The sequence below is a fragment of the Microbacterium sp. B35-04 genome, from assembly GCF_010634885.1.
Classification (GTDB): Bacteria; Actinomycetota; Actinomycetes; order Actinomycetales; family Microbacteriaceae; genus Microbacterium.
This window is the reverse complement of record NZ_MWLP01000005.1, coordinates 127,723-141,883: the sequence shown is the minus strand read 5'-3', so window position 1 is coordinate 141,883 and position 14,161 is coordinate 127,723. Positions and strand designations below refer to the sequence as shown.

Here is a 14,161-nt window from a genome sequence, read left to right as displayed (position 1 = left end):
CCGGCGCAAGAGGGAAGCCTGAGAACCGCCTGGCAACCGCGGGGGTGGTCGGCGGCGGGCGTGCGGGGTAGCGTGCGGAGGCGTGGGCTCCCTGATGTACTTCAACTCGGCGTCGCTCGACGGCTACATCGCCGGTCCCGACGGGCGGTGGGACTGGGCGAGTCCCGACGCCGAGGTGCATTCGTTCGTGAACGAGCTGATGGCTCCCGCGACCACGCACCTGCTCGGGCGTCGCGTGTACGAGGTCATGAAGGTGTGGGACGATTTCGCGCTCGACGACCTGTCTCCCGCCGAGCGCGAGTTCGCACTGCAGTGGCGCGACGTCGACAAGATCGTCTACTCGCAGTCGCTCGAGTCGGTGTCAGCCGGCCGCACCGAGCTGCGCTCGCACTTCGATCCCGCCGAGGTCCGGACGATGACGGATGCCTCGTCCTCCCCGATCGGGATCGGCGGCGGGCAGCTCGCCTCGGTGGCGGCACGCGCCGGCGTGCTCGACGAGGTGCACGTCATCGTGGCGCCGGCGGTCGTCGGCGGCGGCATCCGCTTCCTCGACGAAGGGCTGCGGCTGGATCTGGAGCTCTTCGACGAGCGCCGCTTCGCGAACGGGTCGGTGTATCTCGGCTACCGCGTGCGGCGGGGGAATTGAAGAAACCCCCGTGAGTAGAAGCCTCACGAGGGTTTCAGTGGCTCCGACGGGCGTCGATCCCGTGACCTCACGATTTTCAGTCGTGCGCTCTACCAACTGAGCTACAGAGCCGCGCGGCAGCTGTGCGAGGAATACTCCTCTATACAAGACCTGCCGCGTCCTAGACGAAAGGCCCTCTTCGAAAAAAGGGCCCGTCGCTCGGAGCGACCCTGACGGGACTTGAACCCGCGACCTCCGCCGTGACAGGGCGGCACGCTAACCAACTGCGCTACAGGGCCATGCTTTTTAATTGTGGGAGTGACCCCAACGGGATTCGAACCCGTGCTACCGCCGTGAAAGGGCGGCGTCCTAGGCCGCTAAACGATGGGGCCGGGTGAACCCTGGGGCTCACTGCCGAGGACCAAGCATACGTAATAGTCCCTCAAAACGCCAATCGGGGGCATGGCGCTCTTGTGGATCACACCATCCGGGCGCACACTGGCCGGGTGACCGCTTCCCGAGGCGGCGGTCGTTATGCGCCACTGGGGGTTGCGCATGTTAACGATGTTGCTAGTGTGAAACGAGTTGACGCCGCGAGGGGAGGGACCCGGTGCAGCCCGAGAACGTCACCGTGAAGACCCTTGCCGACGACGCCGTGGAGTGCGGGTGCGCCCCTTCCGCGACGGAGGAGCGGCGGCTCTGGCCCGCGATGAACCGGCGCACAGCGCTCGGGCTCGGAATCCTCGGCGTCGCCGCGCTGGGCGCGGTTGGCGGCACGATCGGCCCGCTGGCCAGCCCTGCCTTTGCCGCCGACTACCCGTCGTGGGACGACGTCGTCGCCGCGAAGGCCAACGAACAGGCCAAGGCGGCCGAGGTCACCAGGATCCAGCAACTGATCGCCGGGCTCGAGGCTGATGTCGCGGCCAAGAAGCAGGTCGCCCAGCAGCTGGCCGACGAGTTCTATGTCGCCCAGCAGGCATACTTCGACGCGGCGCTGCGGGCCGACCAGCTGCAGCAGCAGGCCGACGCTCAGGCGGCAGCCGCGGTGGATGCCGCGAACAAGGCCGGCCGCGTCGCGGCACAGCTGTACCGCAACGGCGGCGACGACACGTCGCTCGAACTCTTCTTCGCAGGCTCGGCCACATCGGCGGACGACCTGCTCGCGCGCCTGGGCACGATGGACAAGCTCGTCCAGCGCAACCAGGACGTGTACGCGCAGGCCGTCACGGCGCGCGACTCGGCCCAGAGCCTGAGCGACCAGGCGGCGGTGCAGCGCGTCGAGCGAGACCGGTTGCAGAAGATCGCCGAAGAGAAGATGGTCGCCGCCCAGAAAGCCGCCGACGAGGCGCAGGCTGCGCTCGACGCGCAGAACGCCAAACGGGGCGAGCTCGAGGCGCAGCTCGCCGCCCTGCAGGACACCGTGGCCAAGACCGTCGCCGACTACGAAGAAGGCGAACGCGTCCGCAAGGCAGCCGAAGAAGCGGCCCGAGCCGCGGCAGCAGCTGCCGCGCGAGCCGAAGCCGAGCGCCTCGCCCGGCAGAACAGCGGTGGTGGCGGCGGTGGCGGTGGCGGAGGCGGTGGAGGCGTCGTCGGCTCCGGCTGGGCCCGTCCGTCGTCCGGCTGGCGCAGCTCCGGCTACGGCCCCCGTACGGTGCAATGCGGCAACAGCTACTGCTCCAGCGGCTTCCACTACGGCGTCGACCTCGCTGCCGGCTGCGGAGCGGGCATCTATGCCGCCTCGGCCGGCCGCGTCGTGTATGCCGGCGGGAACGGCGGCTACGGCAACTACATCAAGATCGACCACGGCGGCGGCGTCGGCACCGGCTACGGTCACATCCGCAACGGCGGCATCTTCGTGGGCGTGGGTCAGTGGGTCAACGCCGGTCAGCTCATCGCGAGCGAGGGCAACACCGGCAACTCGTTCGGCTGCCACCTCCACTTCGAGACTTACGTCAACAACTACCCCGTGAATCCGATCGACTTCATGGGCGCCCGGGGTGTCGGGGTCTGAGCCGCACCACCTGAGCCGCACGTCCTCTGTGCCGCACGTCCTCTGAAACGACGAGAACCGGATGCTCCGCATCCGGTTCTCGCGTGAATCTCGGTGTCAGAGCGTGTTCGGGGCGACGCCCTCACCCTGGGTGCGGGTCTCGCCCTCGTGCTCCTTGAAGCGGTCGAAGGCCTCGCCGACCAGGCGCTCGGCCTCGGCCGCGCCGGCCCACTCGTCGACCTTGACCCACTTGTTGGGCTCGAGGTCCTTGTAGTGCTCGAAGAAGTGCTCGATCTCCTTGCGGGTGAACTCGGGGATGTCGTTGACGTCCTGGACGTGCGACCAGCGCGGGTCCTTGCCGAGCACCGCCACCACCTTGTCGTCGCCGCCGGCTTCGTCGCTCATCTTGAGCACGCCGACGGGGCGGACGCTCGCGAGCACACCGGGCGCGAGGTCGAAGTCGAGCAGCACCAGCACGTCGAGCGGGTCGCCGTCCTCGCCGAGCGTGTTCTCGAAGAACCCGTAGTTGGTCGGGTACCCGAACGCGGTGTAGAGGATGCGGTCGAGGAAGACGCGGCCGGTGCCGTGGTCGACCTCGTACTTCACGCGGCTGCCGCGCGGGATCTCGATGACGGCGTCGTACGCGCCCATATTGGTGCTCCTTCGGAAAGACGGTGGGATGCCGCGACAAGCCTAGTCGCGCAGGCTCGGGGCGTTTCGTGTCGCAGGCTCGCTCAACGACCGGGGTTCGGGTCGTCCCGGGTCGTTGAGCGAGCGAGGAACGAGCGAGACGAAACGCGCTGCACCGGGCCGAGGCAGTGAGGTTCGATGCGATTCGCCTGGGTCGCGCCGGTACGGTGGGCGGGTGGATGAGCGCCGCCCCGGACTGGCCCCCGTCGTCGCCGAAGTGCGGCTCGCCGTACGCCGCGCGCTGACGGGGGTCCCGCGTGGAGCCACCGTGCTCGTGGCTCTGTCGGGCGGCGCGGACTCGCTCGCGCTGGCGGCGGCGACGGCGTTCGAGGCTTCGAAGCTCGGACTGCGCGTCGCAGCGGTCACCGTCGACCACGGACTGCAGGACGGGTCGACGGATGCCGCAGCCGCCGCGGCGGCGACGGCCGAGGCTCTCGGGCTCGAGGCCCGCGTGGTCCGCGTGGAGGTAGGCGCGGCCGGCGGGCCCGAGGCGGCGGCACGCGACGCGCGCTACCGCGCGCTGCGCGACGCCGCCCGCGACGCCGGCGCGGCGGCGATCCTCCTCGGCCACACGCTCGACGACCAGGCCGAGACGGTGCTGCTCGGCCTCGCGCGCGGCGCGGGCGCCACCAGCCTGCAGGGCATGGCGGAGGTCTCCGAGCTCGACGGCGTCGCTCTCCTGCGGCCACTGCTCGGGGTGCGGCGGTCCACGACCCGCGCTGCGTGCGCGGCCGAAGGCCTCGAGCCGTGGGAAGACCCGCAGAACGCCGACCCCCGATTCGCGCGGGTGCGCGTGCGCGAGACGGTGCTGCCCGTCCTCGAGGCCGAGCTCGGCCCCGGCATCGCCGATGCCCTCGCCCGCACCGCGGCGCAGCTGCGTGAAGACGCGGAGGCCTTCGACGAGATGATCGACGAGACGATCGAAGACATCGTCGAGCACGCCGAAGCCGGCATCTCGGTGTCGGTCGCCGCCCTCGCGGCCAACCCTGCCGCGCTGCGGAACCGCATCATCCGGCACGTGGTGGCCAGCGAGTTCCACCAGGGCCTCACGCGGTCGCAGACGATCGAGGTGGCGCGCCTCGTCACCGACTGGTCGGGCCAAGGACCCATCGATCTTCCCGGATGCCGCGCTCGCCGCGTCGGCGGCCGCATCGAGTTTACGGCGCGTTGAGTCGCGGAGGGCGTTCGGTCGGGTCAGAGGCGGTGCCCCTCTAGACTCGTCCCATGCGCGCGGCCGACGTCTCCAGCGACATCACCGAAGTCCTCGTCACCGAGGAGGACATCCGAGCCAAGCTCGATGAGATCGCGGCGCGGGTCGCCGAGGACTACGCGGACGAGGATCTGCTGCTCGTCGGCGTGCTCAAGGGCGCGGTCATGGTGATGGCCGACTTCTCCCGCGCGCTCAAGAAGCACATCACGATGGACTGGATGGCGGTCTCGTCGTACGGGGCCGGCACGAAGTCGAGCGGCGTCGTGCAGATCCGCAAGGACCTCGACACCGACATCCTCGGCAAGCACGTGCTCATCGTCGAGGACATCATCGACTCGGGCCTGACCCTCAGCTGGCTGCTGGAGAACTTCGCGGCGCGTGGCGCGGCATCCGTCGAGGTCTTCGCGCTGCTGCGCAAGCCCGAGGCCGCCAAGGTCGAGGTGCACTGCAAGTACGTCGGCTTCGACATCCCCACCGAGTTCGTCGTCGGCTACGGCCTCGACTACGCCGAGAAGTACCGCAACCTCCGCGACGTCGCCGTCCTCGCCCCGCACGTCTACTCGTAATCGTCGCGTTCCGTCTCTGCGTTTCGTCTCGCTTCGCTCGCTCAACGACCGTCCCTCACTCAACGACCGGTCGTTGAGCGAGGAAGGAACGACCGAGACGAAGCGCCCTGGATCCGGCGATTACGCCCGGGGCGAATGCACAGACGACGCTTAGGAACCGCGCGATACCCTGATTCAACCGTCGACGGGCGCTTTCCTGTCCCCGACGGCACGTCGACGAAAGGGGTCGGGCTCTCGCCCGCGCCATGGACTTCAAGAAGATCACCCGCAACCCCCTCTTCTACGTCCTGCTGATCGGGGTCTTCCTGATCGTGGGGTTCTCGCTCATCTCGAGCCTGAACGGTGCGAAGCAGATCTCCACGCAGGAGGGTCTCGAGTTGCTCTCCGGTGAGACGGTCACCGAGGTCGTCAACACCGACGGCGATCAGCGCGTCGACATGAAGCTCTCCAAGGAGTACGACGGCGCGACCGACGTGCAGTTCTACTACGTCACCGCACGTGCCGCCGAGGTCGTCGACGCGGTCAACGCGGCCGACCCGAAGGACGGCTTCAACGACGCGGTGCCGCGCGCGACCTGGTTCGACGGGTTCCTCTCGCTCCTGCTGCCGATCCTGCTGCTGGGTCTGCTCTTCTGGTTCCTGATGTCCAGCGCTCAGGGCGGCGGCAGCAAGGTCATGCAGTTCGGCAAGTCGCGGGCGAAGCTCGTGACGAAGGAGATGCCGCAGGTGACCTTCCAGGACGTCGCGGGCTCCGACGAGGCGATCGAAGAACTCGAAGAGATCAAGGACTTCCTGAAGGACCCGTCGAAGTTCCAGGCCGTGGGTGCGCGCATCCCCAAGGGCGTGCTGCTGTACGGCCCTCCCGGAACGGGCAAGACGCTTCTCGCGCGTGCCGTCGCCGGCGAGGCGGGCGTGCCGTTCTACTCGATCTCGGGCTCGGACTTCGTCGAGATGTTCGTCGGCGTCGGCGCCAGCCGCGTGCGCGACCTGTTCAACACCGCCAAGGACAACTCCCCGGCCATCATCTTCATCGACGAGATCGACGCGGTCGGCCGCCATCGCGGCGCCGGCATGGGCGGCGGTCACGACGAGCGCGAGCAGACGCTCAACCAGATGCTCGTCGAGATGGACGGCTTCGATCCCAAGGTCAACGTCATCGTGATCGCGGCCACCAACCGCCCCGACATCCTCGACCCGGCGCTGCTGCGCCCGGGCCGCTTCGACCGTCAGATCGGCGTCGACGCGCCCGACTTCAAGGGTCGCGCCAAGATCCTCGAGGTGCACGGCCGCGGCAAGCCGCTCGCCGACGGCGTCGACCTCGAGGTCGTGGCCCGCAAGACGCCCGGCTTCACCGGCGCCGACCTCGCGAACGTGCTGAACGAGGCCGCCCTTCTCACCGCGCGCTCGAACGCGCAGCTGATCGACAACCGCGCGCTCGATGAGGCCATCGACCGCGTGATCGCCGGTCCGCAGCGGCGCACCCGCGTGATGAAGGACAAGGAGAAGCTCATCACCGCGTACCACGAGGGCGGTCACGCGCTCGCGGCCGCGGCGATGAACCACACCGACCCCGTCACGAAGGTCACGATCCTCCCGCGCGGCAAGGCCCTCGGCTACACGATGGTGCTGCCGCTCGAGGACAAGTACTCCGTCACCCGCAACGAGCTGCAGGACCAGCTCGCCTACGCGATGGGCGGCCGCGTCGCCGAGGAGATCGTGTTCCACGATCCCACCACGGGCGCATCGAACGACATCGAGAAGGCGACGAGCATCGCCCGCAAGATGGTCACCGAGTACGGCATGACCGGCGACATCGGCCCGGTCAAGCTCGGGCAGTCGTCGGGCGAGGTCTTCATGGGCCGCGACATGGGCCACGGCCGCGAGTTCTCGGAGCGGATCGCCGAGCGCGTCGACACGCAGGTGCGCGACCTCATCGAGCAGGCTCACAACGAGGCCTACGAGGTCATCAACGCGAACCGCCACGTGCTCGACAAGCTCGCCCTCGAGCTCCTCGAGAAGGAGACGCTCGACCACCTGGAGCTCGCCGAGATCTTCAAGGACGTCAAGCGCCTGCCCCCGCGCCCGCAGTGGCTGTCGAGCGAGCAGCGCCCGCCGTCGACCCTGCCCCCGATCGACGTGCCGAAGCGCCGCGACGAGGCGGGGCTCGCCGCGAGCGTCGAGGCCGAGCAGCCGGCCGCCGAGAAGGCGCCCAAGCGTCGTCCGTCGGGACAGGCGCGACCCGCGACCGCGTAGGCTCGGCCCGTGGCCGTCGATCGTGAGCGCATCGCCGCGCTCGTGCGCGAGCTGCTGGAGGCGATCGGCGAAGACCCCGATCGTCCCGGCTTGAAGCAGACGCCCGAGCGCGTGGCCGACGCGTACGGCGAGTTCTTCGCGGGAGTGGGAGAGGATGCCGGGGCGCCGCTCGCGCGCACCATCTCGGTGTCGCGGGGCCCGGCCCCCGACACGCTCCCGTCCGGCGCGGTGATGCTCCGCGACATCCTGTTCCGCTCGGTGTGCGAGCATCACCTGCTGCCGTTCCGCGGCCATGCGCATCTCGCGTACCTCCCCGGTGAGCAGGTCGTGGGCCTCGGCGCGTTGCCGAAGGTCGTCGAGATCCTGTCTTCGCGTCCGCAGGTGCAGGAGCGCCTCGGCGAGCAGATCGCCGACGTGATCGCCGCCTCCCTCGACGCGCGGGGCGTGCTGGTGGTGCTCGAGGCGACGCACGAGTGCGTGACGATGCGCGGCGGGAGTCAGCCGGATGCCTCGACCGTGACGATCGCGGCGCGCGGCGAGCTGGCCGAGCCCGCGGCGCGTGCTGAGCTGGTCGCGCTGCTCGGGACGGCGCGGCCGTCGGGGATGCGCGCATGACGCTCATCATGGGCGTCGTGAATGTGACGCCCGACTCGTTCAGCGACGGCGGACGGCATGCGGATGCCGATACCGCCGTCGCCCATGGCCTGGCGCTGCACGCGCAGGGCGCCGACATCCTCGATGTCGGCGGCGAGTCGACGAGGCCCGGTGCGGAGCGCGTGGATCCGCGCGTCGAGCAGGGCCGCGTGCTTCCCGTCGTGCGCGCCCTCGTCGACGCCGGCGTGGTCGTGAGCATCGACACGATGAACGCGTCGACGGCCCTCGCCGCCGTGACGGCCGGGGCACGCATCGTGAACGACGTGTCGGGCGGCATGGCCGACCCCGAGATGCTGTCGACGGTCGCGTCGACGGATGCGGACGTGGTCCTGCAGCATTGGCGGGGCCACTCCGCCGACATGTACGCGCGCGCCGTCTACGACGACGTCGTGACCGAGGTCGCGGCAGAGCTCCGCGCTCGCGTCGAGGCGGCCGCGGCGGCCGGCATCGCGCCCGCCCGGGTGATCGTCGACCCGGGCATCGGGTTCGGCAAGCGCGGCGAGCAGAACTGGCAGACGCTGCGCGGGCTCGACCGCTTCGTCGCGATGGGCCCGCGGGTGCTGATCGGCACGAGCCGCAAGCGGTTCCTCGCCGACGCGCTCGCCGGCGATCCCGCCGACGGCGCCGAACCGTCCGAGGCTCGCCGCGACCTGGCGACCGCCGTGACGAGCGTGCTCGCCGCGCAGGCCGGGGCATGGGCGGTGCGTGTTCACGATGTCGCCGCCACGCGGGATGCTCTCGTGGTTGCCGGGCGCTGGACAGGCTCGCGACAGGACGACCGATCGGGCAGCCGGGAGGGCTGATGGACTTCATCGACGAAATCACGCTGACCGGGGTGCGCGCCTTCGGGCACCACGGCGTGTTCGCCGAAGAACGGCGGGAGGGCCAGGAGTTCGTCGTCGACGCGACCCTGTACGTCAGCACCGCGCAGGCCGCGGCATCCGACGACGTCGCCGACACCGTCCACTACGGAGAGGTGGCCGAGCGCATCGTCGAACTGGTCGGCCGCGAGCCGCTGAATCTGATCGAGGGCGTCGCGGCGCGGATCGCCGACGACCTCCTCGCGCGCGACGGCGTGAAGATGGTCGCGGTCACGGTCCACAAGCCGCAGGCGCCCATCACGGTGCCGTTCGCCGATGTGTCGGTCACGATCCGCCGTGCCCGACGTGAAGAGCCGTTCCGGACGGAGGAATCGTGAACCGGCGCCTGGCACAGGGTTTCGACGGGGATGCCGAGCGTCACCCGCGCGGACCGGTCGAGGCCGTCATCGCCCTGGGCGCGAATCTCGGCGACCGCAGCGCGACGATGGGGGCTGCGATCAAGGACCTCGCACGCGTGCCGCTGGTCGACGCCGTGCGCGTGTCGGAGCCGATCGAGTCGGTCGCCATGAAGCCGGAGGGACCGGATGCCGAGGCCCCGGCCTATCTGAACGCCGTGGCGATCCTCACCACGCGCCTCGCGCCGTCGGTGCTCCTGGGCTACCTCCATGCGATCGAGCAGCGGCACGGCCGTGTGCGCTCCGCTGCCCGCTCCGCCGGCGAGCCCGGCTGGGAGGATCGCACGCTGGACCTCGATCTCATCGCGTACGGCGATGTCGTCAGCGACGACCCCCGCCTGCGGCTGCCGCACCCGCGCGCCGCCGAGCGCGACTTCGTGCTCGGGCCCTGGCTGGCGGTGGATCCGGATGCCGTGCTTCCGGGCGCAGGTCGTGTCGACGAGGTTCTCCGCCGGCTGCAGGAGGGCGGACGCCGATGAAGCGCACCGGTGCCGGTGTTCTCGCGATCTCAGCGATCCTCGGGGTCGCCGCGGGCTTCCTCGTCGACCAGCTGCTGACATCGGCGGGACGCCCGACGTTCACGCCGGCGGTGACGCTGCCGATCCTCCTGGTGCTGCTGGGCGCCTTCGTGATCGCGCTCGCCATCCCGATCCGGCGCGCCACGCGCGGCACCTCGACGTCGAAAGTCGACCCGTTCCGCGCCGTGCGCATCGCGATGCTGGCGAAGGCCTCGAGCATCGTCGGCGCGGCGATCGGCGGGCTGGGAGCGGGGCTGTGGGTCTTCCTGGCGACCCGGCCTGTCACACCCTCGCTAGGCTCGTTGGCAGCGGTCATCGCGACGACCGTGAGCGGCGCCCTGCTGGTCGCCGCCGGTCTGGTCGCGGAGCACCTCTGCACCATCCGGAAGGACGACGATGACGAACAGCCCGGAGGCGACGACCCCGGACTCGAGCCCCGCCTCCACGACCACTGAGGCCGGGGGCACGTTCGAGGGGATCGCCGAGCCGCGTTCCGAGAACCGGCTGGTGCTGGAAGGCGGCGTGTGGCACCAGATCTCGCCGAAGTACGTGACGGTGCAGCTGATCTCCACCGGCTCGTTCCTCGTACTCGTGGTCGCAGCCACGCTGGTGCTCGCCCTGCTGATGCATCAGCTGTGGGCCTGGATCCCCGGCGGGATCCTCACCGTGATCCTCGCGTGGACGCTCCTCATCCTGCCCCGCCAGGCTCGCTCGATCGGGTATCAGCTGCGCGACGACGATCTGGTCTTCCGGCGCGGTATCCTCTGGCAGCGCTTCGTGGCGGTGCCGTACGGCCGCATGCAGCTGATCGACATCACGCACGGTCCGCTGGACCGGGGCTTCGGCATCGCCCAGCTGAAGTTCGTCACCGCGGCCGCGGCGACCGGCGTCATCATCCCGGGGCTCGAGCAGTCCACCGCTGAGACGCTCCGCGACCACCTCGTCGGAGTCGCCGAGAGCCGGCGCACGGGTCTATGACGTCCACCCCCGAGCCCGTGAACCAGGTTCCCGACCCTGGGGACCAGGTCCCTGAGCCTGTCGAAGGGCCGCTCGCCCCCGGCGCACCGCCGCCGCAGCTGGTGCGATCGCCGCTCAGCGACGGCGAGTGGCATCGCCTGCACCCGCTCACGCCCCTCCTGCGCGGCGGGCTGTTCCTGATCGTCGTCATCGGCATCGTGCTCGCGAATCTGCGCGATCGCCTCGTGTTCATCTTCCTGCCGTGGCTCGCGCCCGACATCGAGGAGGAGGTCGGCGAGTGGGAGGGTGCCGGCGGCGACCCCATCGACTTCATCGTCGCGAACAACCTCTACGTGCTGGCGGGGCTCGCGGTCCTCGCCGCGCTCATCGTCCTCGTCGCGGTGTTCTACACGTCGTGGCGCTTCCACACCTTCCGCATCACCGATGACGACGTCGAGGTGCGCAGCGGCATCCTGTTCCGCACGCAGCGCCGGGCACCGCTCGATCGCGTGCAGGGTGTCAACCTCACGCGGCCGATGATCGCGCGACTGCTGGGCATGGCGAAGCTCGAGGTCGTCGGCGCCGGAGCCGATGCGAACGTCAAGCTCGAGTACCTCTCCACCGCGAACGCCGAGGCTGTGCGGACCGACATCCTCCGCCTCGCATCCGGACGTCGTCTCGCGATGACCGCGGGACCGGCCGCGGTCAGGCCCGTCGGCAGGGCCGCGATGCTGAGCCAGACCGTGGGTCGCGAGATCACCGGCATGATCGAGGGGCCAGAGGCGCCGGTCGCCGAGCTCGAGTCCGTCGTGAGCATCCCGGTCGGCCGGCTCGTGGCATCCCACATCCTCAGCATGTCGACGCTGGGCCTGATCTTCGCGATCATCGCGATCGTGGTCGGTGTGAGCCAGGGCGTCACGTGGCTGCTGTTCGGGTTCGTTCCCGCGATCATCGGCTTCGGCGCCTACTGGCTGCGCTCGATCGTCCGGTCGCTGCGGTACGCGATCGCGCCGACGCCCGACGGCGTGCGGATCACGTTCGGCCTCTTCACGACCATCACCGAGATCGTGCCCCCGGGGCGTGTGCACGCCGTCGAGGTGACACAGCCCATCATGTGGCGCCCCGCCGGCTGGTGGGCGGTGCGCATCAACCGCCTCACCGGGCGCAGCGCCGCCGACGGCAGCACGGATCAGTTCACCACCGCCCTGCCGGTGGGCACCGTCGCCGACGTCGAACGCGTGCTGCGGCTGCTGCAGCCCACGCTCTCCGACGAGGAGCGAGCGCTGGTCGTGCAGGAGGGCATGTTCGGACCGGGCGAGGTCGACACCTTCACGAACACGCCGAAGCGCGCCTGGTGGATCGTCCCGCTGTCGTATCGGCGCAACGGCTTCCGCCTCACCGCCGACGCGCTGCTGATGCGACGCGGCGTCGTGTGGCGCAAGCTGGTCATCCTGCCGCTCGCGCGTCTGCAGAGCATCGGCCTGTACCAGGGCCCCCTCGACCGGGCGTCGGGCGTGACGAACGTGCGCGCGCACGTCGTCACCGGTCCGGTGTCGCCGTTCCTGGCTGCCGTCGACCGCGACCACGCTCTCGCGCTGTTCGACGATGTCGCGCGCGGTTCGGTGCGCGAAGCGCTCGCCGACCGCACGCATCGGTGGGCGGAGGACGAGACGGATGCCGCAGCCGCCGCGAGCGCCGGATCCACCGCAGCGGACGAGGCTGGCGACGTTTCGTCTCGCTTCGCTCGCTCAACGACCGAACCTCTGATTGCGGTCGTTGAGCGAGCGAGCGCCAGCGAGCGAGACGAAACGCGCCGAGCCTCCGAGAGGACGCCCGGCGAAGAGGACCACGGATGACCCGCGATGGACGGCTCGGAGTCGGGATCATCGGGGCGGGTCGTGTCGGACCGGTGCTGGGTGCGGCGCTCGCCGGTGCCGGACACGCGCTGGTCGGGATCACGCAGGGCTCCGACCCGGAGCGGGTCGAGGCGATCCTTCCGGGCGTGCCCGTGCTGGACGCGACCGAGGTCGCCCGGCGCAGCGAGCTGGTGATCGTCGCCGTGCCCCACGACCAGCTCGAGGGACTCGTGCGAGGTCTGGCCGAGGTCGGTGCGTGGCAGCCGGGGCAGCTCGTCCTGCACACGGACCCGGCCTGGGGGGCCGGCATCCTCTCTCCCGCCGTCGCGAAGGGCGTCATCCCGCTCGCCGTGCATCCCGCGATCGAGTTCAGCGGAACGTCGATGGATCTGCGCGCGCTGACCAGTGCGTACGCGGCCGTCACGGCACCAGGGCCGGTGCTGCCGATCGCGCAGGCCCTCGCCGTGGAGCTGGGCTGCGAACCGGTGGTCGTCGAGGAGTCGGCCCGCGCGGCGTACGGCGAGGCGATCGCCACGGCAAGGGTCTTCTCGCGCTCCATCGTGCACCAGGCGGCCGCGCTCCTCGCGGAAGCGGGCGTGCCGTATCCGGGGTCGTTCCTCTCCGCACTGGCGCACACCACGCTCGACCACGCGCTCACCGAGGCCGGCTCTGGTCCGGTGGGTGGCGAGCCTCCCGCTACGATCCAAGGATGATCAGCACCATCGACGAGCTGCGTGCTCGGCTCGCCGAGGTCCGCGCCGCCGCACCGGGGTCCCGCGTCGCCCTCATCTCGACCATCGGCTCCCTTCACGACGGACATATCGACCTGGTCCACCGGGCGCGCGAGGTCGCCGACATCGTCGTGGTGTCGGTGTTCGTCAATCCGCTGCGGTTCGCATCGCCGGCGGATTTCGCCGCCTATCCGCGCACTCCCGAGGACGACGCCCGACTGCTCGCGTCGCTCGGCGTCGACGTCGTCTTCTCGCCCGGGGCGGACGAACTGCTTCCCGACGGCTCCGCGACGACGAAGGTCACCGCCGGCGACCTGGGCCTGCGGTACGAGGGGCGGTTCCGCCCGTTCTACTTCGACGGTCTCCTCACCGTCGAGGCCAAGCTGTTCCACCTCGTCCGGCCCGATGTCGCCGTCTACGGCGAGCGGGATCGGCAGCGCGTCTTCCTGGTGCGCAGGATGATCCGCGACCTGTTCTTCGACGTCGAGGTCGCGACGGTCGAGACCGTCCGCGGCGACGACGGCCTTCCGGTGTCGACCCGCGTCGGGATGCTCGACGACCGCGACCTCGCCGCCGCCGCGCTCCTCCCCGCGGCTCTCGATGCCGCAGCCGCCAACGCCGACCGCGGCATCGACGCCTGCATCGCCGCGGCGCAGTCGACGCTCATGGGGGAGCCCCGCATCCGCCTCGAGTATCTGAGCGTCGTCGATCCGGTGACGTTCCTCCCGGTCGACGAGGGCACCAGCGGACCCGCGCTCGCGCTCATCGCCGCGACGGTGGCGGGCCACCGACTCATCGACAACGCCGAGATCTACCTCGGCTGAGCGCGGACACCG

The 14,161-nt window shown here is 70.3% G+C and carries 15 protein-coding genes and 3 tRNA genes; 14 read left to right on the top strand and 4 right to left on the bottom strand.

Translation table 11 applies throughout. The annotated features are described in order from the left end of the window. The first annotated feature begins 82 nt into the window (after window positions 1–82). Window positions 83–646, top strand: coding sequence for a dihydrofolate reductase family protein (locus B1729_RS01440; protein ID WP_163630317.1), 564 nt, complete (start codon window positions 83–85; stop codon window positions 644–646). Between the two features lie 38 nt (window positions 647–684). On the opposite strand, the gene B1729_RS01435 is transcribed toward B1729_RS01440, so the two are convergent. The 3 genes from B1729_RS01435 to B1729_RS01425 all read right to left on the bottom strand — a co-directional run bounded on the left by B1729_RS01435 (window position 685) and on the right by B1729_RS01425 (window position 1,017). Continuing rightward, a tRNA-Phe gene (locus tag B1729_RS01435) sits at window positions 685–757 on the bottom strand. Window positions 758–850: 93 nt separating this feature from the next. Then, a tRNA-Asp gene (locus tag B1729_RS01430) sits at window positions 851–924 on the bottom strand. Window positions 925–944: 20 nt separating this feature from the next. Next, window positions 945–1,017, bottom strand: a tRNA-Glu gene (locus B1729_RS01425). A gap of 218 nt (window positions 1,018–1,235) precedes the next feature. Between B1729_RS01425 and B1729_RS01420 the strand changes: the two genes are divergently transcribed. Beyond that, window positions 1,236–2,636, top strand: a complete 1,401-nt coding sequence (locus B1729_RS01420) for a M23 family metallopeptidase (RefSeq protein ID WP_239539304.1) — start codon at window positions 1,236–1,238, stop codon at window positions 2,634–2,636. Window positions 2,637–2,732: 96 nt separating this feature from the next. On the opposite strand, the gene B1729_RS01415 is transcribed toward B1729_RS01420, so the two are convergent. After that, entirely contained in the window at window positions 2,733–3,266 is a 534-nt protein-coding gene (locus B1729_RS01415) for an inorganic diphosphatase (RefSeq protein WP_163616628.1), read from the bottom strand. A 214-nt stretch (window positions 3,267–3,480) separates the two neighbouring features. Here B1729_RS01415 and tilS point away from each other — a divergent pair, with 214 nt between their 5' ends. The 12 genes from tilS to panC all read left to right on the top strand — a co-directional run bounded on the left by tilS (window position 3,481) and on the right by panC (window position 14,149). Next, window positions 3,481–4,476 carry a tRNA lysidine(34) synthetase TilS gene (gene tilS / locus B1729_RS01410; protein ID WP_163630315.1) on the top strand — a complete coding sequence of 332 codons (996 nt, stop codon included), beginning with the start codon at window positions 3,481–3,483 and terminating at the stop codon, window positions 4,474–4,476. A gap of 53 nt (window positions 4,477–4,529) precedes the next feature. Further along, window positions 4,530–5,081, top strand: a complete 552-nt coding sequence (hpt, locus tag B1729_RS01405) for a hypoxanthine phosphoribosyltransferase (RefSeq protein WP_163616632.1) — start codon at window positions 4,530–4,532, stop codon at window positions 5,079–5,081. A 245-nt stretch (window positions 5,082–5,326) separates the two neighbouring features. Beyond that, a complete protein-coding gene (ftsH, locus tag B1729_RS01400; protein ID WP_163616634.1) occupies window positions 5,327–7,333 on the top strand; it encodes an ATP-dependent zinc metalloprotease FtsH in 2,007 nt (668 codons plus the stop codon). Between the two features lie 9 nt (window positions 7,334–7,342). After that, window positions 7,343–7,948 carry a GTP cyclohydrolase I gene (gene folE, locus B1729_RS01395; RefSeq protein WP_163616636.1) on the top strand — a complete coding sequence of 202 codons (606 nt, stop codon included), beginning with the start codon at window positions 7,343–7,345 and terminating at the stop codon, window positions 7,946–7,948. Continuing rightward, window positions 7,945–8,790: a dihydropteroate synthase gene (folP, locus tag B1729_RS01390; protein WP_163616638.1), complete on the top strand. Its 846-nt coding sequence runs from the start codon at window positions 7,945–7,947 to the stop codon at window positions 8,788–8,790. The genes folE and folP overlap by 4 nt, the downstream gene beginning before the upstream one ends. Further along, window positions 8,790–9,185 (top strand): dihydroneopterin aldolase, encoded by a 396-nt coding sequence (gene folB / locus B1729_RS01385; RefSeq protein WP_163616640.1) that lies wholly within the window; start codon window positions 8,790–8,792, stop codon window positions 9,183–9,185. The genes folP and folB overlap by 1 nt, the downstream gene beginning before the upstream one ends. Continuing rightward, on the top strand, window positions 9,182–9,742 hold the full coding sequence (gene folK / locus B1729_RS01380; protein ID WP_163616642.1) for a 2-amino-4-hydroxy-6-hydroxymethyldihydropteridine diphosphokinase: 561 nt from the start codon (window positions 9,182–9,184) through the stop codon (window positions 9,740–9,742). Before folB ends, folK begins: the two co-directional genes overlap by 4 nt. Further along, window positions 9,739–10,236, top strand: coding sequence for a DUF3180 domain-containing protein (locus B1729_RS01375; RefSeq protein ID WP_163616645.1), 498 nt, complete (start codon window positions 9,739–9,741; stop codon window positions 10,234–10,236). The genes folK and B1729_RS01375 overlap by 4 nt, the downstream gene beginning before the upstream one ends. Then, window positions 10,178–10,759, top strand: a complete 582-nt coding sequence (locus B1729_RS01370) for a PH domain-containing protein (protein ID WP_163616647.1) — start codon at window positions 10,178–10,180, stop codon at window positions 10,757–10,759. Before B1729_RS01375 ends, B1729_RS01370 begins: the two co-directional genes overlap by 59 nt. Further along, entirely contained in the window at window positions 10,756–12,594 is a 1,839-nt protein-coding gene (locus B1729_RS01365) for a PH domain-containing protein (protein WP_163630313.1), read from the top strand. Before B1729_RS01370 ends, B1729_RS01365 begins: the two co-directional genes overlap by 4 nt. Further along, a complete protein-coding gene (locus B1729_RS01360; RefSeq protein WP_163630304.1) occupies window positions 12,591–13,307 on the top strand; it encodes a Rossmann-like and DUF2520 domain-containing protein in 717 nt (238 codons plus the stop codon). The genes B1729_RS01365 and B1729_RS01360 overlap by 4 nt, the downstream gene beginning before the upstream one ends. Next, complete coding sequence (panC, locus tag B1729_RS01355) at window positions 13,304–14,149, top strand: pantoate--beta-alanine ligase (RefSeq protein WP_163630302.1); 846 nt, start codon at window positions 13,304–13,306, stop codon at window positions 14,147–14,149. The genes B1729_RS01360 and panC overlap by 4 nt, the downstream gene beginning before the upstream one ends. Window positions 14,150–14,161 lie beyond the last annotated feature (12 nt).